The sequence below is a fragment of the Paludibaculum fermentans genome, from assembly GCF_051172195.1.
GTDB classification, from domain to species: Bacteria; Acidobacteriota; Terriglobia; order Bryobacterales; family Bryobacteraceae; genus Paludibaculum; species Paludibaculum fermentans_A.
This window is the reverse complement of the sequence record NZ_JBPJAQ010000001.1, coordinates 450,731-470,882: the sequence shown is the minus strand read 5'-3', so window position 1 is coordinate 470,882 and position 20,152 is coordinate 450,731. Positions and strand designations below refer to the sequence as shown.

At 64.1% G+C, this 20,152-nt stretch carries 16 protein-coding genes; 8 read left to right on the top strand and 8 right to left on the bottom strand.

Annotated elements, in window-relative coordinates:
* Window positions 1-13 precede the first annotated feature (13 nt).
* A complete protein-coding gene (locus ACR9Y2_RS01915; protein WP_435039331.1) occupies window positions 14-649 on the top strand; it encodes a glycerophosphodiester phosphodiesterase in 636 nt (211 codons plus the stop codon).
* The gene (locus tag ACR9Y2_RS01910; RefSeq protein WP_435039330.1) at window positions 642-1,511 is read left to right on the top strand and encodes an Fpg/Nei family DNA glycosylase; all 870 of its coding nucleotides are present in this window, start codon (window positions 642-644) and stop codon (window positions 1,509-1,511) included. The genes ACR9Y2_RS01915 and ACR9Y2_RS01910 overlap by 8 nt, the downstream gene beginning before the upstream one ends.
* 175 nt (window positions 1,512-1,686) lie before the next feature.
* On the opposite strand, the gene ACR9Y2_RS01905 is transcribed toward ACR9Y2_RS01910, so the two are convergent.
* Window positions 1,687-1,884 (bottom strand): hypothetical protein, encoded by a 198-nt coding sequence (locus ACR9Y2_RS01905; protein WP_435039329.1) that lies wholly within the window; start codon window positions 1,882-1,884, stop codon window positions 1,687-1,689.
* Window positions 1,885-1,971: 87 nt separating this feature from the next.
* Between ACR9Y2_RS01905 and ACR9Y2_RS01900 the strand changes: the two genes are divergently transcribed.
* Together ACR9Y2_RS01900 and ACR9Y2_RS01895 are read left to right on the top strand one after the other, a co-directional pair.
* Complete coding sequence (locus ACR9Y2_RS01900; protein ID WP_435039328.1) at window positions 1,972-3,762, top strand: M2 family metallopeptidase; 1,791 nt, start codon at window positions 1,972-1,974, stop codon at window positions 3,760-3,762.
* A gap of 2 nt (window positions 3,763-3,764) precedes the next feature.
* Window positions 3,765-5,114 (top strand): Gfo/Idh/MocA family protein, encoded by a 1,350-nt coding sequence (locus ACR9Y2_RS01895; RefSeq protein WP_435039327.1) that lies wholly within the window; start codon window positions 3,765-3,767, stop codon window positions 5,112-5,114.
* Between the two features lies 1 nt (window position 5,115).
* Here ACR9Y2_RS01895 and ACR9Y2_RS01890 read toward each other — a convergent pair whose 3' ends face one another.
* The 3 genes from ACR9Y2_RS01890 to ACR9Y2_RS01880 all read right to left on the bottom strand — a co-directional run bounded on the left by ACR9Y2_RS01890 (window position 5,116) and on the right by ACR9Y2_RS01880 (window position 9,575).
* On the bottom strand, window positions 5,116-7,743 hold the full coding sequence (locus tag ACR9Y2_RS01890; RefSeq protein ID WP_435039326.1) for an ADOP family duplicated permease: 2,628 nt from the start codon (window positions 7,741-7,743) through the stop codon (window positions 5,116-5,118).
* Window positions 7,744-7,746: 3 nt separating this feature from the next.
* Window positions 7,747-8,088 carry a PadR family transcriptional regulator gene (locus ACR9Y2_RS01885; protein WP_435039325.1) on the bottom strand — a complete coding sequence of 114 codons (342 nt, stop codon included), beginning with the start codon at window positions 8,086-8,088 and terminating at the stop codon, window positions 7,747-7,749.
* Window positions 8,089-8,237: 149 nt separating this feature from the next.
* Window positions 8,238-9,575 carry a Gfo/Idh/MocA family protein gene (locus ACR9Y2_RS01880; protein WP_435039324.1) on the bottom strand — a complete coding sequence of 446 codons (1,338 nt, stop codon included), beginning with the start codon at window positions 9,573-9,575 and terminating at the stop codon, window positions 8,238-8,240.
* Between the two features lie 128 nt (window positions 9,576-9,703).
* Between ACR9Y2_RS01880 and ACR9Y2_RS01875 the strand changes: the two genes are divergently transcribed.
* The 3 genes from ACR9Y2_RS01875 to ACR9Y2_RS01865 are packed head-to-tail and all read left to right on the top strand — an operon-like array spanning window position 9,704 to window position 11,663.
* Entirely contained in the window at window positions 9,704-10,135 is a 432-nt protein-coding gene (locus ACR9Y2_RS01875; protein ID WP_435039323.1) for an NfeD family protein, read from the top strand.
* Window positions 10,136-10,153: 18 nt separating this feature from the next.
* Window positions 10,154-11,134: an SPFH domain-containing protein gene (locus tag ACR9Y2_RS01870; RefSeq protein ID WP_435039322.1), complete on the top strand. Its 981-nt coding sequence runs from the start codon at window positions 10,154-10,156 to the stop codon at window positions 11,132-11,134.
* Window positions 11,085-11,663 (top strand): class IV adenylate cyclase, encoded by a 579-nt coding sequence (locus ACR9Y2_RS01865; RefSeq protein ID WP_435039321.1) that lies wholly within the window; start codon window positions 11,085-11,087, stop codon window positions 11,661-11,663. Before ACR9Y2_RS01870 ends, ACR9Y2_RS01865 begins: the two co-directional genes overlap by 50 nt.
* Before the next feature lie 10 nt (window positions 11,664-11,673).
* Here ACR9Y2_RS01865 and ACR9Y2_RS01860 read toward each other — a convergent pair whose 3' ends face one another.
* Window positions 11,674-12,174, bottom strand: a complete 501-nt coding sequence (locus ACR9Y2_RS01860; protein WP_435039320.1) for a hypothetical protein — start codon at window positions 12,172-12,174, stop codon at window positions 11,674-11,676.
* 107 nt (window positions 12,175-12,281) lie between these two features.
* On the opposite strand from ACR9Y2_RS01860, the gene ACR9Y2_RS01855 reads away from it, so the two are divergent.
* A complete protein-coding gene (locus tag ACR9Y2_RS01855) occupies window positions 12,282-14,669 on the top strand; it encodes a DNA polymerase domain-containing protein (RefSeq protein ID WP_435039319.1) in 2,388 nt (795 codons plus the stop codon).
* A gap of 3 nt (window positions 14,670-14,672) precedes the next feature.
* Here ACR9Y2_RS01855 and ACR9Y2_RS01850 read toward each other — a convergent pair whose 3' ends face one another.
* The 3 genes from ACR9Y2_RS01850 to ACR9Y2_RS01840 form a co-directional block, all read right to left on the bottom strand.
* Window positions 14,673-15,920, bottom strand: a complete 1,248-nt coding sequence (locus ACR9Y2_RS01850; protein WP_435039318.1) for a DUF3500 domain-containing protein — start codon at window positions 15,918-15,920, stop codon at window positions 14,673-14,675.
* An 87-nt stretch (window positions 15,921-16,007) separates the two neighbouring features.
* Entirely contained in the window at window positions 16,008-19,253 is a 3,246-nt protein-coding gene (locus tag ACR9Y2_RS01845; protein ID WP_435039317.1) for a hypothetical protein, read from the bottom strand.
* Window positions 19,254-19,316: 63 nt separating this feature from the next.
* Complete coding sequence (locus tag ACR9Y2_RS01840) at window positions 19,317-20,120, bottom strand: helix-turn-helix domain-containing protein (RefSeq protein WP_435044811.1); 804 nt, start codon at window positions 20,118-20,120, stop codon at window positions 19,317-19,319.
* Window positions 20,121-20,152: the final 32 nt, after the last annotated feature.

Below are 20,152 nucleotides of genomic sequence, written 5' to 3'. Positions count from 1 at the left end.
GAGGAACGCAACCGTGGACTCAGGGATCAAAGTGATCGCCCACCGGGGCGCGCACGAACAACAACCGCAAAACTCCTTGGCCGCCTTTACGGCGGCCATTGCATTAGGGTGCGACTTTATCGAGATTGACCTGCGGACGGCGCCCGACGGGAAGATGCTGATCAAGCACGATCCGCTGAAGCCCGGGGAAGAGTTGCCGACGTTTGACGAGGTGCTCGACCTGGCGAAGGGCAAGATCCGCATCTACCTCGACGTGAAGCAGGCGATGCCGGCTTCGATCATTGCCAAGGTGGAGGCGCACGGGATGCGCGACTCCATCTACACCTATGGCAGCCAGGCGCTGCTGCGGGAACTGGTGCAACTGCGGCCGGGCTGGCCTTGCATGCCGGAGTCGGTGGGTGTGGATGTGCTGCGCGACAACCTGAAGCAGCTGAAGCCGGTGGCCGTGGCTTTCAGCGATTGGGACTTCAAGCCGGAACTAGTGGCGCTGGCGCAGGAAGCCGGCTGCGACATCTTCCTGGACCGCCAGGGCAAGACGGACTTCCCCGAGTTCTGGCAGCAGGCGATCGAGAAGGGCGTGACGGGGATCCAGACGGACCGGCCCTCGGCCCTGGTGCCGTGGTTGAGAGAGTCGAAACGCCATGCCTGAACTGCCGGACATTCAGGTCTACATCGAGGCGTTGGAGGCTCGGGTCCTGAATGAACGGTTGGAGCGGGTGGAGTTCAAAACACCATTCCTATTGAGGACCGTGACGCCGCCGGTGAAGGCGGCTGAGGGCCAGGTGGTGCGGCGGCTGCGGCGGGTAGGCAAGCGCATTGCGTTCGGCTTTGAGAACGACGTGTGGATGGTGCTGCACCTGATGATCGCGGGGCGGCTGCACTGGCAGCGCAAGGCGGGCAAAGTGCTGGCGTCGTTCGTGTTCTCGAGCGGCACGTTGAATCTCACTGAGGCGGGTACGCAGCACCGGGCGTCGCTGCATATGGCGCAGGGCGAGGAGGGCGTGCGGGCGCTGGATCCGGGCGGGCTGGAGCCGCTGGAGTGCACGCTGGCTGAGTTTGTGGCCGCGCTGCGGCGCGAGAACCACACGTTGAAGCGATCGTTGACGGATCCGCACCTGTTCAGCGGAATCGGCAACGCGTACTCCGATGAGATCCTGCAGAAGGCGAGGCTGTCGCCGGTGGCGTTGTCACAGAAGCTGAGCGATGCGGACCTGACGCGGCTGTACGAAGCAACGCAGGCGACGCTGATCTGGTGGACCGACCGGCTGCGGGCCGAAGCGGGCAGCGACTTTCCCGAGAAGGTGACAGCGTTCCGGGCAGAGATGGCGGTGCACGGCAAGTTCAAGCAGCCGTGCCCGGAGTGCGGCACGACGGTGCAGCGGATCCGCTATGCGTCGAATGAGACGAACTATTGCCCGCGCTGTCAGACCGGCGGGCGTCTGCTGGCGGACCGGTCGTTGTCGCGGCTGCTTGGATCCGACTGGCCCAAGTCGATCGACGACCTGCCCTGACGGTCCTTTTCCGAAACTTCACGAATGTGATCGAGCACGCGCTGGTGGATGCGGTGGATGATGGCGTTCGTCCATAGGGACCAGGGACGGTGGGGTTGGTTGAGTTAGCGGAAGAGGCAGGGTCAGGGGACCCTGCGCGGACCTGGGGTCGGCCCTCCAGTCGAATGGGACAGTTTCAGGATGCGGTGGAGAAGAGGCGCCGGAGCTGGCCTTTGAAGCGCAGGAGCTGGCGCAGGGCTCCGCCGGGCAGGGGCTGGGGCGAGATGTAGAGCAGGGCGTGGATCTGGGCTACGGTGCGGTTGAGGCCACAGCGGGTGCCGAGTTCGCCCCAGTGGAGGACGAAGCGTTCCGAAGTTGGGCTTAGCTTTTCCATACAGAGATTTCTGCCTAAACAGGAATATCGGGATGGAGTCAAGAGGTTTTCGACAGGCCACGTGTGGAGTGGAATACACTACCCAACATGGATCGCCGAATTGCGCTTATTCCAATTGCCCTGATCCTCGCCGCGTGCGGCAACCAGCCGACGGCCGAGGACGCCAAGAAGTTTGTCGAAGACGCGGAAGCGAAGCTGTTCGCGGCCACGAACGAGGCCGGCCAGGCCCAGTGGGTGCAGCAGAATTTCATCACGCAGGATACAGAGGCCATCAACGCCAAGGCGAGCGAACGCCTCACGACGCTGGCGGTGCAATATGCGAAGGACGCGGCCAAGTTCGACGCCATCAAGGTGGACGATGTCCTGCGGCGCAAGTTGCTGCTGATGAAGCTGTCGCTGACGCTGCCGGCGCCGGCTGATCCGAAGGAAGCGGCGGAGACGGCGAAGCTGGCGGCCTCGTTGGACGCCTCTTACGGCAAGGGCAAGTACTGCCCGGGCGGTGACCAGTCGAAGTGCATGACGATCGACGACATCACGAAGATCATGGCGACGAGCCGGGATCCGAAGCAGTTGCTGGACGTGTGGACGGGGTGGCACAGCATTTCGCCGCCGATGAAGAAGGACTTTGTGCGGTTGGCGGAACTGTCGAACAAGGGCTCGAAGGAGATTGGGTTCGCGGACACGGGTGCGCTGTGGCGGTCGCAGTACGACATGCCGCCGGACGAGTTCTCGAAAGAGCTGGACCGGCTGTGGGAGCAGGTGAAGCCGCTGTACCTGCAACTGCACGCCTACACGCGCTGGAAGCTGCGCGAGAAGTACGGCAAGGACGCGGTGCCGGAGAATGGGCCGATTCCGGCGCATCTGCTGGGCAACATCTGGGCGCAGCAATGGAACAACGTGTATCCGCTGCTGGCTCCGAAGGACGCCGATGTCGGCTATGACCTGAACGCGATTCTGAAGGCAAAGAAGACCGATGCGCAGCAGATGGTGAAGTACGGCGAAGGGTTCTTCACTTCGTTGGGCTTTGCGCCGCTGCCGCCGACGTTCTGGGAGCGGTCGTTGTTTGTGCGGCCCAAGGATCGCGATGTCGTGTGCCATGCCAGCGCGTGGGATGTGGACAACGACAACGATCTGCGGGTGAAGATGTGCATCGACATCACGGAAGAGGATTTCGGGGTCATTCACCACGAACTGGGCCACAATTTCTACCAGCGGGCGTACAACAAGCAGCCGTTCCTGTTCCGCAATTCAGCCAACGACGGGTTCCACGAGGCGATTGGGGACACGATCGCGTTGTCGCTGACGCCGGATTACCTGATCAGGCTGGGGCTGATCAACAAGGCTCCGGATGCGTCGAAGGACATCGGGCTGCTGTTGCAGAAGGCGTTGGACAAGGTGGCGTTCCTGCCGTTCGGGCTGTTGATCGATCAATGGCGCTGGAAGGTGTACTCGGGCCAGGTGCCGCCGGACAAGTACAACCAGGCGTGGTGGGAGCTGCGGCAGAAGTATCAGGGTGTGGCGGCCGCTTCGGCGCGTGGGGAAGAGTTCTTCGACGCGGGCGCGAAGTATCATGTGCCGGCGAATGTGCCGTACACGCGGTATTTCCTGGCGCACATTCTGCAGTTCCAGTTTCACAAGGCGTTGAGCGAGACGGCGGGCTGCAAGGATCCGGTGAACCGCTGCTCGATCTACGGGAACAAGGAAGCGGGCAAGCGGCTGGCGGAGGGCCTGGAACTGGGCATCAGCAAACCGTGGCCGGACGCGCTGGAGAAGCTGACCGGGACGCGGCAGATGGACGGCAATGCGGTGCGGGCGTATTTCGCTCCGCTGGAGAAGTGGCTGATCGAGCAGAACAAGGGAAAGCCCGTGGGCTGGTAACGATGAACAGACGAACCTTCCTGGCGACTCCGGCCGTGGCGGCCGCGGCGACAACTGAGGCGGTGGCGGCTAACGACAAGATCGGGGTGGCGGTGATTGGCTGCGGTGGGATGGGCCGCAGTGACTTGACCGATTTCCAGAAGCAGCCGGAGGTGGAGATCCGGGCGCTGTGCGACGTCTACCGGCCGAATGCCGAGACGGCCGCAAAGATGCTGACCGGGAAGGCGGACATCTACAACGACTACCGGCGCATTCTGGAACGCAAGGACGTGGATGCGGTGGTGGTGGCGACGCCGGACCACTGGCATCCGCTGATTGCGATCCAGGCGTGCGAGGCCGGGAAGGACGTGTATGTCGAGAAGCCCATTTCGCACAACGTGCGGGAGGGGCGGCTGATGGTGGAGGCGGCGCGGCGGCACAAGCGGGTGATGCAGGTGGGCATCCAGCAGCGGTCGGGCGCGCACTTCCAGCGGGCGGTGGCGGCCGTGAAGGAAGGGCGGATCGGCAAGGTCCACTTCGCGCAGTGCTGGAATCACGGGTTCTCGGCTTCGAACAAGGGCATGGGACATCCGGCGGATGCAGTGGTGCCGGAGGGGCTGGATTGGGATCTGTGGCTGGGGCCGGCGCCGAAGATTCCGTATAACCCGGCGCGGCGGAACTTCCGGGCGTTCTGGGATTACGCGGGTGGGGAGCTGACGAACTGGTGCGTGCATCTGATCGACATCGTGCATTGGGCTTTGGACGTGGATACTCCGCTGACGGTGACGAGCTCGGGCGGCAAGTGGTTTTACGACGACTGCCGCGACTGCGCGGACACGCAGGAAGTGATCTGGGAGTATCCGGGCAACCTGCTGGTGCGGTATTCGACGCTGGTGCACAACAGCTTTGGGCCGAACGGGCATCCCGGCAACAAGAGCTTTGGCAGTTACGGGATCATGCTGCAGGGGACGAAGGGGACGCTGTTCATCGACCGGGCCGGGTATGAGATTATCCCGCAGATGGAGATGCATTCGGAGAAGGTGACGCAGGGGTCGAGGGAAGCGTACGACGACCTGAACGGCCTGGGGCAGTTCTTCACGGGATTGACGACGGCGGAGCGGGCGACGACGTCGTTCCAGCATCAGCCGCATGTGCGGAACTTTGTGGATTGCCTGAAGACGCGGGAGAAGCCGGTGGGTGACATCGAGATCGGGCACCACAGCACGGCGACGTGTCTCCTCGGCAATATCGCGCTGCGCACGGGCGAGAAGCTGCAGTGGGACGGCGCGAAAGAACAGTTCAAGAACAGCGCGAAGGCCAACGAGATGCTGCGGCGCGAGTACCGCAAGCCGTGGACGCTGGCCGGGCTGTAGATTACTCCTGACGGAGAACAACAACGGGTTGGATGGTGGCGGCGCGGCGGGCCGGCAGGAACGTCGCGAGGAGGGCCGCGCTCAATAGGACGGCGGTCATCGCTATGTGGGCGGCCGGATCGAGCGGACTGACGCCGTAGAGGAGATCCCTCAAGGCCGAGGCGGCGGCGACGGAGGCGGCCAACCCGAGCACGGATCCGGCGGCAACCACGCGGAGGTTTTGCCGCAGCAGCATCAGGACTACGTCGCGACGCTGGGCGCCGAGCGCCATGCGGATACCGATCTCGCGGAAACGCTGCTGGACGGCGAAGGCGGTGACCCCGTAAATACCGACGCAGGCGAGAAGGAGGGCGAGTGAACCGAGGCTGCCGCTGATGGAGGTGGCCATGCGTGCGCTGTGAAGCTGCGACTGGAGGGAGTCCTCCATGAGCTGCAAACGGGGCCGCACGGCGGGATCGAGCTGGGTGGGGAGGGCGGTGAGCTCAGGTAGCGGAGGGTGTTGGGGGTCGTTGACGCGGATGATGAGCTGGCTGCTGGCGGAGCCGTGGGAGAGGGCGTAGTAGTACGGCTCGGCGGGCCTGCCCAACTGCGTTTCCTGGGCATTGCGGCTGACCCCAACGACTTCGTAGTCCACGTCGGAAGTGAAAGTGCGACCCACGGGATTCAAGCCGGGCCAGAAGCGCTGAGCCATGGCCTGATTGACGATGGCGACCTTTCGGCCCTGATCGGGAGGCTGAAAGGTCCGGCCCTGGGTGATGGGGATGCGCAGGGTCTCGAGGAAGCCGAGGGAGACCTCGTTGAAAGTGACGTTGTTCAGCCCGGATTTGGCCAAAGCTTCCTGTCCATTGACGGTGACGCTGGTGCGCATTCTGGCATTGCCCAGCGGGGCGATGACTGTCGTGGAGACCGAGGTCACCCCGGGCAGGGCCGCGACGCGGTCCACGAGGCGGCGCAGGTAGTCCTGGGCGCGTGGGGCGTCGTAGTCGAGCAGGCGGAGGTCGAGGGCCATCAGGACAATGCCGCGGGTGTCGAAGCCGGGGTCGATTTCGGCGGCACGTTGCAGGCCACGGACCATGAGCCCGGTGCAGGCCAGCAGGACGAGGCTGAAGGCGACCTGGGCACCGAGCAGGGAGGATCTCAGCCTCGAGGCCCGGCCCGCCTTGGCGCTGGCGCCTTTCATGCTGGCGTGGAGGTCAGTGCGGGTGGTGTGGAAAGCGGGCACTAGACCACAGGCAACGCTGGCGAGGATGGAGATGAGGAGGGTGTAGAGCAGGACCCGGTAGTCTGGCTGAAGATCGAGGGCGAGAGGTTCGTCGGCGAGCCGGTTGAGTACGAAGCCGGGCAGGACGAAGCTGATGCCGATGCCGGCCGCGCCTCCGAGCAGGCCGAGGGAGAGGCTCTCTGTGAGCAACTGGCGGATGATGCGGAGGCGGCTGGCCCCGAGGGAGAGGCGGACGCCGATTTCGTGCCCGCGGGCTGCGCCGCGAGCGAGCAGGAGATTGGCGACGTTTGCGCAGGCGATGAGCAGGACCAGGCTGACGGCCAGGAAGAGCAGCAGCAGGCCGGGCATGATCTTCTTCTGGCGTTCGGGTGTGACGATGATGCTGGCCCGAGTGAGAAAGATTTCGTTAGCGGGGTGGTTGAAGCGTTCAGCGGCGTGCCGTTGGATGGCGGTGAGCTCGTCGCGCGCCTGGGCGCGATCCACATTGGGGGCCAGGCGGCCGAAGACGGCCATGCAGCATTGATCCGCGTCGGTGAGTTCGCGGCTCTGCGGCTGCAGGATCTTTATCGCGGCCATCGGAGCCCAGAGGTCCGGGCCGACCATGTCGGTGCCTTTGAAGTTTTCCGGGAGGACGCCCAGGATGAGGAACGGCTTGTAGTTGAGCGAAACGGTGCGCCCGATGATGGAGCGATCGGAGCCAAACTGGCTGATCCAGGCCGCGTGGCTGAGGACGGCGATGGCACGGGGATCGGCCAGTTGGTCTTCCTCGCGCGTGAAGGTGCGGCCCCAGGCGGCGTCGATGCCGAGCACCTGGAAGTAGTCGCCTGAGACGTAGTTGACGGAGAGACGCGAGGCGGCTCCGGGATCAGTACGCATCTGCGGGCCGCCGTTGCTCAGGGCAACCAGGCCGGCCATCTGTTTGGTCTGGTCACGCAGGGTGGTGAATTCCGGGTAGGACATGCCGCGATAGCGGGTTTCGCCGGAGGGTGTGCTGTGAACGGTGAAGACGCCTGCTACGCGGCCGGGATCGCGGACGTCCCAGGAGCGGAAGACCATCGCATTGAAGCCGGTGAAGAGGCTGGTATTGACACCGATGCCCAGGGCGAGGGTGAGCACGGCGGTGAAGGTGAAGCCGCGATGGCGGGCGAGGCCGCGCAGGCCGTAGGTGAAGTCCTGCCAGAGAGTTTCGAGACTGTGCCAGAGCCAGATGCCACGGGCGTCCTCGGCGGCGAGGGCCAGGTTGCCCATGCGGTGTTGGGCGGCGTAGCGGCTTTCGGCCTCGGGGAGGCCGGCGGCCTGGAGTTCTTCCTGTTTGAGCTGGCGGTGGAACTCGAGTTCCTCGGCGAGATCGGTGTCGAACTGCTTGCGGTGGCGGAGCCATTGAAGGCGTTTCCAGAGGCGGCGCATGGTTTAGACGGCCTCCATGATGCGGGCGATGGCGACGCTCATGCGGTCGTAGCCGGCGCGTTCCTGGGCGAGACGGCGGCGGCCGGCGGCGGTGATGCGGTAGTAGCGGGCGCGGCGGTTGTTCTCGGTGACGGCCCATTCGGCCTCGGCCCATTCATTCAGCAGCAGGCGCTGGAGGGCGGGGTAGAGGGATCCTTCGCCCACCTGGAGGACGCCTTCGGAGAGCTGCTCCAACTTTTGGGCGATGCCATAGCCGTGCATGGGGCCGCGGGTGAGCGTCTTCAGGATGAGCATTTCGAGGGTGCCGGGCACCAGGTCTGGCGGGGGTGTTGGTTTCTTTCCCATCGATGGTCGTTCCTATCGACTGTCGATGGTAGTGTGCCCCGGGACGCCAGAATTCGTCAAGCTGAGCGATGTAAACAAATGGCGGGGGTGAAGACACGAAGGGCCGGAGCTTGCGGCCCCGGCCCTCGAGTTTCGGAGTGGATGGAGTGTTATGCCTTGACGGGCTTGTCGACGATCTTGAAGTTCTTCTCGTCGAAGTAGAGGACCTTGCCCTGGCGGTAGCTCTGGACGGCCATGGTGATGACGACCTGGGCGTGGCCGGCGGTTTCGACGTTGAGGGTCGGCTTCTGGCGGCTGTGGACGCAATCCAGGAAGTTGCCGATGTGCTCGAACATGATGTCCTTCTGCTCGACGTCGATCTTCACGACTTCTTCGCCGAACTTGGACTTGTAATCGGCGCTCATCACGCGCTTTTCGGGCTTGACGGTGATGAAGGGCGTGGAACTTTCGAACATGCCGTGCTCCACCATGATGATGGTGCCTTCGTGGCCGCGAATGAGGCCGGGGATGTGCTGGGAGTTGGCCATCGAGCTGGTGAGCACGACGGAGAAGCCCTTGGCGTATTCGGCCATGAAGTGGAACGTATCCGGCACTTCGCGCTCATCCTTGAACTGGTAGATGCCGCCGCTGCCGGAGACTTTCACGGGGAACTGGGCCTCGCTCCAGCAGATGTTCATGGGCGCCATGACATGGAAGAACAGGTCGGTGGCGATGCCGCCGGAGTAGTCCCAATACTTGCGGAAGCGGAAGAAGCGGTCGGCGTCGAAGGAGCGCTTGGGGGCCTTGCCGAGCCACATCTTCCAATCGATGAAGTCTTCGCCTTTTCCTTCGGGGCCTGCGGCGGGATCGATCTTCCAGTTCCATTCGCCCTCGGTGGAGTTGCGATGGTAGCTGCCCTGGCTCATGATCATCTTGCCGATGCGGCCTTCTTCGATGGCCTTGCGGGCTTTCCACCACTGATCGGCGGAGGTGGTCTGGGAGCCGACCTGCAGGACGCGGCCGGTTTCCTTGACCGTGGCCATCAACTGCTTCACCTCGTCCACCGTGTGGCACATGGGCTTTTCGAGGTAGACGTCCTTGCCGTTGTCCATGGCGGCGAGGGCGATGGGGGCGTGCCAGTGGTCGGGGGTGGCGACGATGACCGCGTCGACGCCGGGATCAGAGATCAGTTCGCGGTAATCGAGCGTGCCCTTGCACTTAAAGCGGTCTTTGGCGGCCGTAACGCGCTTCTGGTAGGTATCGCAGACGCCGACGATCTGGCAGGCGCCAGGCTTGACGGTTTGTGCGTACTTATCGAACTTGTCTGCCACGTAAGCGCCACGTCCGCCGACACCGATCACGGCCACATTGATCTTGTCGTTGGCGCCGATCACGCGGGCGGGAGCCATTTTGTTCATTCCACCCGACTTCGCCATAGCCTGGGAGGCCAGCGTCAGGGCTGCCGCACCGGCCACGAATTGCCGGCGGTTCGTATTTTCGCTTGACATGGTTTTACACACCTCGAGGGGGTCAGAATCCTTAACTATCTTATCTCCGTGCGAGGGCCTACGCTCAGGCGTGTGATGCGTTATGATCTGCACACGAAGGAGATCCCTTCCGTATGGGAAGTTACTTTATGACCTGGTGGGCGTGGCTGGTGATCGGCCTGCTGCTGCTTGCCGGGGAGATTCTGACGCCGGGCGGCTTCTATCTGATTTTCTTTGGTGTGGCGGCCCTGCTGGTCGGGCTGGCAAAGATGCTGGGCTTTGAGCTTGGGCTGGCGATGGAAGGGCTGCTGTTCGTGGTGGCCTCGGTGGCGGGCCTGATGTTCTTTCGCAAGCCTTTGCTGGAGCGTTTCCGCAAGCTCACGCCTGTATCAGACGTGGATAACCTGACCAGCGAAATTGCTTCCGCGATGGAAGAGATCCCGGTGCAGGGCATTGGCAAAGTGGAGCTGCGCGGCACGTCGTGGAACGCGCGGAATGTGAGCGATGCGCCCATCCCGAAATCTACGCGTTGCCGCGTGGAGCGGGTGGATGGGCTGACGCTTGAAGTGCGAAGTCTGTAGGTAAGTCCGGAGGAGATTATGGAAATTGGTGCGCTGCTGGTCGTCCTGGTTCTCATTTTGCTGGTGCTCACGATCCTCGCGAAAACGGCGATCGTTGTGCCGCAACAATCGGCATTTGTGGTGGAAAGGCTGGGCAAATACGCCGGTACGCTGCAGGCCGGGTTCCACATTCTGACGCCCTTTGTCGACGTCATCCGCTACCGGCATTCGTTGAAGGAGCAGGCGATCGACATTCCTGAGCAGGTCTGCATTACGCGCGACAACGTGCAGGTGGCGGTGGACGGCATCCTCTATTTGAAGGTTCTGAACCCGGAGCGGGCCTCCTACGGCATCTCCGATTTCGGTTTCGCGATCCGGCAGTTGGCCCAGACCACGTTACGTTCGGAGATCGGCAAGATCGACCTGGACCGGACGTTTGAAGAGCGGTCGAACATCAATGCGCTGGTGGTGAGCGAGTTGGACAAGGCGACTGAACCGTGGGGCGTGAAGGTGCTGCGGTATGAGATCAAGAGCATCAATCCACCGCAGGACATCCTGTCGGCGATGGAGAAACAGATGCGGGCGGAGCGCGAGAAGCGGGCCACGATTCTGAACTCCGAAGCCGACCGGGATGCCAACATCAATACGGCCGAGGGTGAGAAGCAGAAGGTGATCAAGGCATCCGAAGCGCGCAAGCAGCAGCAGATCAACGAAGCGGAAGGCCAGGCTTCGGCGATTCTGTCTATCGCCAGTGCGACGGCGGAAGGGTTGCGGCGGGTAGCCCAGGCGATCAACGAACCTGGGGGATTTGAGGCCGTGCAGTTGAGGGTGGCTGAGCAGTATGTGACCGAATTCGGCCGCATTGCGAAGGCGAGTTCGACGATTGTCGTGCCGTCGAATCTGGGTGATGTGGCGTCGATGCTGAGCGTGGCGATGAACGTGATCCACAAGCAAGGTCATACTGGAGGAGATGCTCCAGTCCCAACCAGGCCAACCCCTGCCCCGCGAGACCGAGGTTAAGCTGGCCGTTCCGTCCGCTGAAGCCGCGCTGCAGGTGCTGACGAAGGCGGGCTTCGAGGCGGCTCATGAGCGCGCCTTTGAAGCGAATATGCTGCTGGATACTCCGGGCAGCGAATTGATGCACTCGCGCCGCCTGCTGCGGTTGCGCGATTTTCGCGGCGAGACCATTCTGACATTCAAGGGTCCGCCGGAGGCTGGTCCGCATAAGACGCGGCCCGAGGTGGAGACCTGTGTGGCGGATGCCGGCGCCGCGCTGGCGATCCTGAATGGGCTGGGGTATGTCGTCTCGTTCCGGTATGAGAAGTACCGCACGACGTTGGCGCGAATGGGCGAACCAGGCCATGCGGTGCTGGACGAGACTCCGATTGGTGTGTTCCTGGAGTTGGAAGGCGAGGCGGGGTGGATCGATAAGACCGCCGTGGAGCTGGGCTTCTCGCCCGCGCACTACATCCTGAAGAGCTACGGGAGCCTGTTCCGGGAATACTGCGAACAGCACGGCTGGCACAGCCCGAACATGGTGTTCGCGTAGGGAGGCAGCCTCAGTCGCGATTGGAGAGGACGGACTGAAGATCCTCTTCCGGCTTCGAGAACATACCGCCGAAAAGGGCCCATTTCGGCATGTAGTAGACAGTGGAGCCAAACGCGGTTGGTTCAGTGAACCGAATGCGGACCGCGCGGCCCTTGTACCACCAGACGGATTCGACAGCTTCCACTTGCCGGAACGGGATGAGCGCCTTTTTCCAGTAGTTGGCCACGATCAGGTGACGGCCCTGGTAGCCCACCAGCTGCAGGTGCGCAGTAAACCAGGACAGCAGAACCGTAGTGACCAGGGTGAAGGCGACGAGGGGGTAGAAGTCGCGTGCAATGGAGATGCGGCCGGTTGTGATGAAGACCCAGGCGGGCACTCCGGTCACAAAGCAGAACCAGGCGACGGGCATCACGAGCTTGTTGATGAAAGTCAGAATCGGGCCGGAAAGCCAGGTGGGGGATTCGACAGCTACGGCATAGTCACCCTGCATGGCGCTATCGTAGCAGTGCATAGGAGGACAGCCAATGGGGCGTCCACCTGAACCAGGGGGCCGTTTCCGCCTGGCAGGTAGAATGGACCTGACGGCTGCGAGGGGCGTTCGACGGGGATTCTGATCGCATGCACAGTGAATCACCAGAGCTTTGCGGAACGCCCGGCCTGGCGCAGGACGAATGGCTATGGGGCTGGGATCCGGCTCCAGGCATCGTTTCGGTTTGGGCTGAGAGTGACGGATGGGCGGTGGTGTGGCGGCGGCTGCCGGAGACTGGCGCCCTGGTGAGGGAACGCGTACGGTTTCGCCCGTGGCTGCTGTTGGACCGGCTGCACGATCTGTTGCACTTGGGGGACCGGCTGGCGCCGGATGGCGAACCCGGTGCGCTGGTGGAGTACCGCGTGCTGGATGGGCCGGGGGAACTCAGATTCCTGGTCTCGGCCGAGGACGGGCGGACACTCTCGTCGGCGCTGTTGCACGGCGCGTCGGAGCGGTTGGGGAGGCGTATCGGCCATGTGCGGGATCTGGGTCAGGATACGGTGCTGTCGCTGCCGCCCGAAGAACAATACCTGGTGGCCACCGGACGGACCTACTTCCGGGACCTGCCTTTCGACAAGCTGAGGCGCCTGCAGTTCGACCTGGAGACGACGGGCCTGTCGCCGGAGAGCTGCCGCATCTTCATGATCTCCGTGCGGGAGCCCTCGGGCGCAACGCAGGTGCTGGAAGCTCGGGATGACAGCGACGAGGCTGAGGCCGAACTGATCCGGCGGCTGGTGGCGGTGGTGCAGGCCGCGGATCCGGATGTGATTGAGAACCACAACCTGCACGGGTTCGACCTGCCGTTCCTGGATGCGCGGGCTGAGCGGCTGGGCGTGTTGCTGGCGTTGGGGCGCATCGGATCGGGCGGCTTGCGGCAGAGAGCGGCGCGGCGTGGCACGGCGAGCGAGGGGGATGCGCGGCGGCGGGTCCGTTTCATTGCTCCGGGGCGGGAACTGATCGACACGCTGGATGCGGTGCTGCGCTACGACTTTGCGACTCGCGAATTGCCGGAGCACGGGCTGAAAGCGGTGGCGCGGCATCTCGGCATCGCGAAGGAGGATCGGGAGTACATCCCGGGCGATCGGATCTACGAGGTGTACCGCAGCGATCCGGAGCGGGTACGCCGCTATGCGACGTCCGATGTGGAGGAAGTGGCCGAGGTAGCGCGGATGCTGGGCGGGGCGGCGTTTGCCCTGGCCAGGATGGCTCCGCGGCGGTATGAACGGCTGGCGGATGCGGGCGCGGCCACGGGTGTCCTGGATCCCCTGCTGGTGCGGGCCTACCTGCGGGCGGGCATGGCGCTGCCGCCGCACCAGGCAGGCGACGGGACTCCGCACCAGGGAGCGGCGCTGCACCTGTTCGCCAGCGGCGTGGCGCACCGGATTGTGAAGGCGGATGTGGCGAGCCTGTACCCTTCGTTGATGCGGGCGTTCCGGATCGGTCCGAAGCGGGATCACCTGGGGGCGCTGCTGGCGATTGTCGACCGGCTGGTGGAGCGCCGGCTGGCGGCGAAGGCGGCGGCGCGGGCCGCAGCGCCCGGGTCGGTTGAACGGTATACGCAGGAAGCGCTTTCGGCTGCGATGAAGCTGGTGGTGAATACGGCGTACGGCTATATGGCGGCGGGCGGGACTTTGACGCGATTCGCCGATGTCCATGCCGCGAACGAGGTGACACGGCGGGGCCGGGCGACGCTGGACCTGATGTGCCGGGAACTGGCGGCGCGCGGGGTGACGCTGCTGGAAGCGGATACGGATGGAGTCTATTTCGCGGTGCCGGAGAGCTGGACCGAGGCGGATGAACGGCGGACGGTGGACGAGGTGGCCGCCCTGCTGCCGCCGCTGGTGCACCTGGAGTTCGAGGGACGCTATGCGGCGATGCTGTCGCACGAGCCGAAGAATTACGCGCTGCTGACGTATGAAGGCAAGCTGCTGCTGAAGGGCGTCGCTTTCCGCTCCAGCCGTGCGGAGCCTTATGGCGAAATCTTCCTGCGCAGGGCGATTGAGCGGTTGCTGGCGGGCGACATTCCGGGAGTCCGCGCGGTGTACCTGGCCACCCTGGATGCACTGCGCGCGCGAGAGCTGCCCACCTACGAGGTGTCTTCCTTCGTGCGGTTGACGAAGTCTCCGGCCAAGTACCTGGAGACCCGGGATAGCCGGCGCGAGCTGGCGTATGAGGCCATGCTGGCGAGCGGACGCACGACCTGGAGCGTGGGCGACAAGGTGCGCGTCTATCGCACGAAAGGCGGCTCAGGGGGCGTGGTGGAATCGCCAGAGCACGCAGCTTATGCGGCGACCGGCGCCGACCGGCGGGACTATGATGTCGATCACTACGCGCGGCTGCTGCACGCCACGTTCGCATCGCGCCTGGCGCGAGCCTTTACGCCGGCCGATTACGCGGCGGTCTTTGAAGATCCTGGCCAGTTGTCGCTGTTTGCGCCGCCGCTCGACACCATTCGCAGCGTGCTGAACCGGCAGTAACGCTCAGGCGTGTGTGTGCGACAGGTAATGCTGGCGCAACAGATCCTTGCCGTAGTCGTTGCCGTTCGGGGTCCGCACGACGCAGTGAATGTGCTGGCGCGTGGGCATGCTGGGATCCTTCGCGAACTTGCGCAGGTTCGCCGGCTGCTGGTGATCAAACTCGATGAGGATCACCGGGCCGTGGATGCGGTAGTAGTACACAGCGGAATCGTCGGAGCCGCCGATCCAGGCAAAGGACGTCCGTTCGATGTGCTTCTTCACCTCGTCCATGCGGACCTTGGCGTGGCCTGCGTCCATGTTACCGACGTAGAGGTCGACGAGGTCGAGCAACTGCTTGCGCTGGGGCTGGGTGAACGAGGCGGCGCGGGCTCCGGCGTAGTCGAGCACGATGTTGTCGCGGAAGGCTTCCGTCAGATTGTAGTTCTTCGTCTTCTCCGGATTGAGGACGGCCTTCGAGCGCTGAGCCGGGTCCAGGCGCAGCAGCATGTCGAGGCCGCGGCTTTGCTCGTCCTGCAGAATCGAGACGCCCTTGTATTTGCCGGAGGTGGCGGTGAGCGGTTCCGAGCCGGCGAAGAACGGCGTCATCACCACCTGGTCGCCCAGGACGAAGTAATTGATGATGAAGTGGTGGCCGTCGAGCTGGAAGCCCCAGGGTTCGGTGGGGGAGGGCTTGCCCATGACGGTGATGTGATAGCGCCATTCGCCCAGAAACTCGTGGTCGTCGCTGAGTTCGGCGAGGGTCTCGTTGAGGCGCATGATGTCGCGGGTCAGCTTCAGGCCTCGAGCGCTGAGGGCGGTTTCCAGGACGCCGAACGCAGCGTCGCGTTGTGTGCCCGACATCTCCTGGAAGCTGACGCCCTGGCGAACGTAGAAGTGCTGGTTCATCCATTTGCGCCACTCGGGATCGTCGACGGCAAACAGGGTGCGGCTGCGCTGCTCGTTGGTGAGGCTCGCCAGGAAGCGCTCGACGGCCGTACGCACGGGCGCGGTGGAGACGCCGCTGGAGTGCAGGTCGTACAGGCCGGGTTCAATGCTGCCGTTGGCCGTGATGCCCTTGAACGGGTCGGCGAGTCCCTTACTCTCGGCTTCGGCGGACCTGCGCCGGAAGGCTTCCGCCATGTCCGCGGTGTTCTGGGGGAAGGCTTGGGGGGCAAGGATGGCGCCGGGGATCAGGGTAGAGAAGAGCATGCGCCGGGAGAGGCGCGGCGGATGATGGTGATGGTGGGTATGCTTCTTGGACGGCGTGTTCATACTGAATCCCAGGTGTGGGCCAGTATACAGCGAATGGCGCCGATTGCAGACGAGATTGATGGAAGATAGGCCGCGCGGCCCGGGTTCTTAGTAGACGATCTTGATCGAGGCCTGGATCTGGCGGGAGGAGCCGGCGGTGCGGCTGATGACTCCGAAACCAGGGCCCAGAACCAGGTTCGATGGCAGGCTGAAGTTCGTAATGTTGAAGGCGTTGAAGACTTCGAAACGGAGTTGCAGCGCGATCCGCTCCGCATTGCCCCTGGGGCCGATGGGCGTGTTCTTGATGAGGGAGAAATCGAAGTTGTGGAAGGCGGGTCCGCGGAAGGTGTTGCGGCCCAGGGTGCCGAAGCGGCCCTGGTTGGGGCCTGAGCCTCCGGGCACATTGATGGGAATCGAGAAGTAGGAGGTGTTCTTTTCGCCCAGGCCGAAGTAGTCTTCCTTGACCGGGCGATTGGTAGAGAACACAGGCGTACCCACGGCGTCGGGACGGTCGGCATTGTTGGAGCCCACGCCGGTCTGCTGGATGCCGGAGTAGACGCTGAACGGCGCGCCGCTCATGTGGCTGGTCATGCCGAGGAATTGCCAGCCGCCGGTGGCGCGGCGGGGCAGGGCCGGCAGCAGGCGGGTGAGGGGCAATTCCTGGATGGCGCTGAGTGTGAACGCGTGGGCGATGTCGAAGGTGGAGGGCCCCTTCTCGGCGGCGCGGTTGCGGGGATTCTGCGGCGAAGTCTGCAGTTGTGTACCCGAGGAGCCGCCCAGGAAGCCGCCCAGCACGGCGCTGGTGTCGTCGATGGATTTGCTGTAGGTGTAGCTGGCCTGGAAGCCGAGTCCGGCGCGGAGCGAAGTTTTGGAGGCGGCGGCCTGCAGCGAGTGATAAGTGGAGTGGGAGTGGCTGCTGACGGCCCAGACGGGACCAAAGCCGCCCTGGGCACGGCCCTGCGAATCGAATTGAGTGAAGGGTGCGAAGCCGGGTGTGGCGCCCGGATAGCCGTTAGGGCTTTCGATGCAGCCGAGGCGGATGCCGGTGGTGGCGACATAGCCCAGGCTGGCGGCGATGTCGTGAATCTTCCGTTCCAGGCCGGCGGTCCAGGTGCCGATGTAGCCGTTGCGGAAATCGGGCGACATACCCTGCACGCTGAGCGCGCGCACCTGGCCGTCCGGGCTCAGCGCCGCTAGGTCGCGTTCGAAGCGCAGGACGTCCATCTCCGTGTTGGGGGTGACTTCGGTGGAGCGTCCTGAGGCGAAGATCTTCTGTCCGGAGACGGAATAGGCGTCGGGCAGGGTGACGTGGGTGACGGCGTTCTGGAAGGGAAGCGGCCGGCCGGGCTCGGCCGTGGCGTAGGGGGCAACTACGATGGGCAGATTGGCTGTGACCATGTTCAACTGCCAGAGGTTCATCAGCTGCGAGGTGATGGACCCGCCTGCGCGGAACACCGTTTTGGAGTCAAGGTTCCAGTCGATGGCCAGGCGCGGGCCCCAGCCGGTCCAGTCGATCGGATAGTAGGGTTCGGGACGAACGATCAGCCGCCCGCGGGCGCCGAGATTCATCGAGTGGATCTTCACTCCAGCCGCATTCTCGGTAATGAAGCCGGTGACCTGTTGCTTGCCCTCTGTGACGGTGGAATTTACTTCATAGCGGAGGCCGTAGCTGATGGCGACACGCGATGAGATCGTCCAGCGATCCTGCAGGAAGAAGTTGTAGGCCTGGCGGTGGATGGCGGCGACACCCATGCGCTGGCCCTGGCCGAAGAGCGCCGGGGCGGCGGTGATGGTGTACGAGAACGGCGTGGCGGTGAGGAGGCCGGTGAGGGAGTCGGGCAATGGATCACCCGCTGAGATGTCGTGCCCGCCGCTGCGGGAACGGATGGCAACCGGTGCATAGGCGGTGCCGCCGCCGAACATGTAAGTGCCATTGGGCGACAGGCCGAAGACTGTCGTGTCGCGGTTGACACGGACCTCGCCGCCGGCTTTCCAGGCATGTTTCCCGCGGGTCCATGCGACGTTCTGGCGCAGCTGGAAGAGGTTGCCGTACGAGCCGATGGTCGAACCCGCCGCCGAGTTGAAGCCCTCGTACAGACCGTCGCCAAACGCGAGCGCCGGTTGCGTGCTGTTCGATGTCGGGAAGTTCGGGGTCGAACGCACAAAGCCCAGGTACGTCTCCAGAATGAGGTTCGGCGAGTGCGTCCGGATGTAGGAGATGCCGGCGTTGCGCTGGTGGTCAAAGAAGCGCACCCCGAACGAGGGATCGATGGCGAGCTGCGCCGGGTTGGTCTGCGGGCCGTCCACGTCGTTCAGGTTGAAACGGCCGAAGAGCTGGGCCTTGCCGGAGAGCTTGTGGTCCAGCCTGACGGAGAACTGGTCTGTGACGGTGCGTACCTTCGACGAGGTGGCATAGGTGCGGGCGCCGTAGGGTCCCTGGGGATCGTTGGGCAGCGGATAGCGGGCGAGCACTTTGGCGATCTGCGGATCGACCGGCACGTACAGGACATCGCCCGGGAAGGCGGTGGTGTTGAGGCCGGCGCGCTCGTCCACGGTGGGCACGGGCAGCATCTGGGTGGTGCCCAGCACCTGGCGGAAGCCCTGGTACTGGCCGAAATAGTAGGTCCGGTTGCGGCCGTCGTAAAGACCAGGAATCACCAGCGGTCCGCCGTTGGTGAAGCCGAACTCGTTGCGGACGAAGGGTGGGATGCGGCCGGGCTGTGCGACATTGCGGCGGTCGAAGAAATTGCGGGCATCCAGCGCGGCGTTGCGCAGGAACTCGAACAGGCTGCCGTGCAGGTCGTTCGTACCGGACTTGGAGACGACCTCAGTGAAGCCGGCCGCGCCGTGGCCGATCTCGGCCGGCAACACGCCAGCGCTCGACTTGATCTCCCGGATCGCATCGACATTGAAGTTGGAGAAGGTCGCACCGCCCATCTCGGGATCCGTTGTGTCGATGCCGTCCATGGCGAACACAGTGGCACTGCCGCGCTGGCCGTTGATGGTGAACTGCTGGGTGAAGTTCGCGGCGCCGTTGGTGTCGGTCTGCGTGCCGGCGGCGAGCAGCAGCAACTGGCTGAAGTCGCGCTTGTTCAGGGGCAGCGCCGCCACCTGTTTGTCGGAGAGCTGTTCACCGCCCGCGGCGCTGGGCTCCTGCGCTGCTGGCTGCGGTTTGCCGGACTTGGACGTGTCCTGGGCGAAGGCGCCGGCGGCCGCTAGTACGACAGCGAGCAGGATGCGCCGGCAGGTTGCAGATCCGCGATGGGGGCGGTCCAACCGGCTCGTGATCCTCCCTGGCAGAGTCGAGGGGACGCGGGCAAACGACGGCATTACACAGGAGGACCGGATCTGCATGCCTCATTCTTTCTCGGTTGAGACAGAATTAGCAATCCGGCTGGAGGGGAAGATCGCCTCGTGCTACCCCGCCGGATCCGTCAGCGTGCGAAGGATGGCGGCGGAGGCTTCATCGGCCGGGAAGAAGCTCTCGATGGCCAGTTCAGAGAGCGTGATGTCCAGCGGTGTGCCGAAGACCATGGTCGTACTGATGAGGGAGACGGGGCCGTGGATGGTTTCGAGTCGGAGGGGGACGGCGACTCCGGAGTACTGCTCATGCGCAGGTGTTCGGCGGCCGGCGCCCGGGGGCAGCGGGTAGTTGCTCAGTTCCTTATAGAGGGCCATGAGGACTTCGTCGGCTGTGGCGTCAATCTGCTCCAGCAATCGGTGCAGGATGTGAGCTTTCCATTCGGCCGCATTGCCGATACGCGGAGCCAGGCCCGCGGGGTGCAGGCTCAGGCGCAGCACGTTGACGGGCGGCTGCAGTAATGACGGATCGATCCCTTCCAGCAGTGGGGCGAGTGCCCGATTCGCGGCTTTGAGGTTCCAATGACGATCGACGGCTAGGGCGGGATAAGGCTCGTGTCCGCGCAGGACCAACTGCACTGCCTGGAGCCCGGCGGCCAGGGCCGGGTCATCCAGGCTCCGTTCAGGATAGACCGAAGCAAAACCGCCCGCCGCCAGCAGGGCGTTCTTCTCCCTGGGTGGGATCCTCAGGTGATCGGCGAGTTGCAGGATCATGCCGCGGCTGGGCTGCGAGCGGCCCGTCTCAATGAAGCTCAGGTGCCGGCTGGAAATCTCGGCTTCGCAGGCCAGGCCGAGCTGGCTCATGCGGCGTCGCTGGCGCCATTCGCGGAGTAGTGCGCCCACTGGGGCAGTGTGCTCCATAGGCCCAAGATAGCGAACCGCGGCGTCCGGCT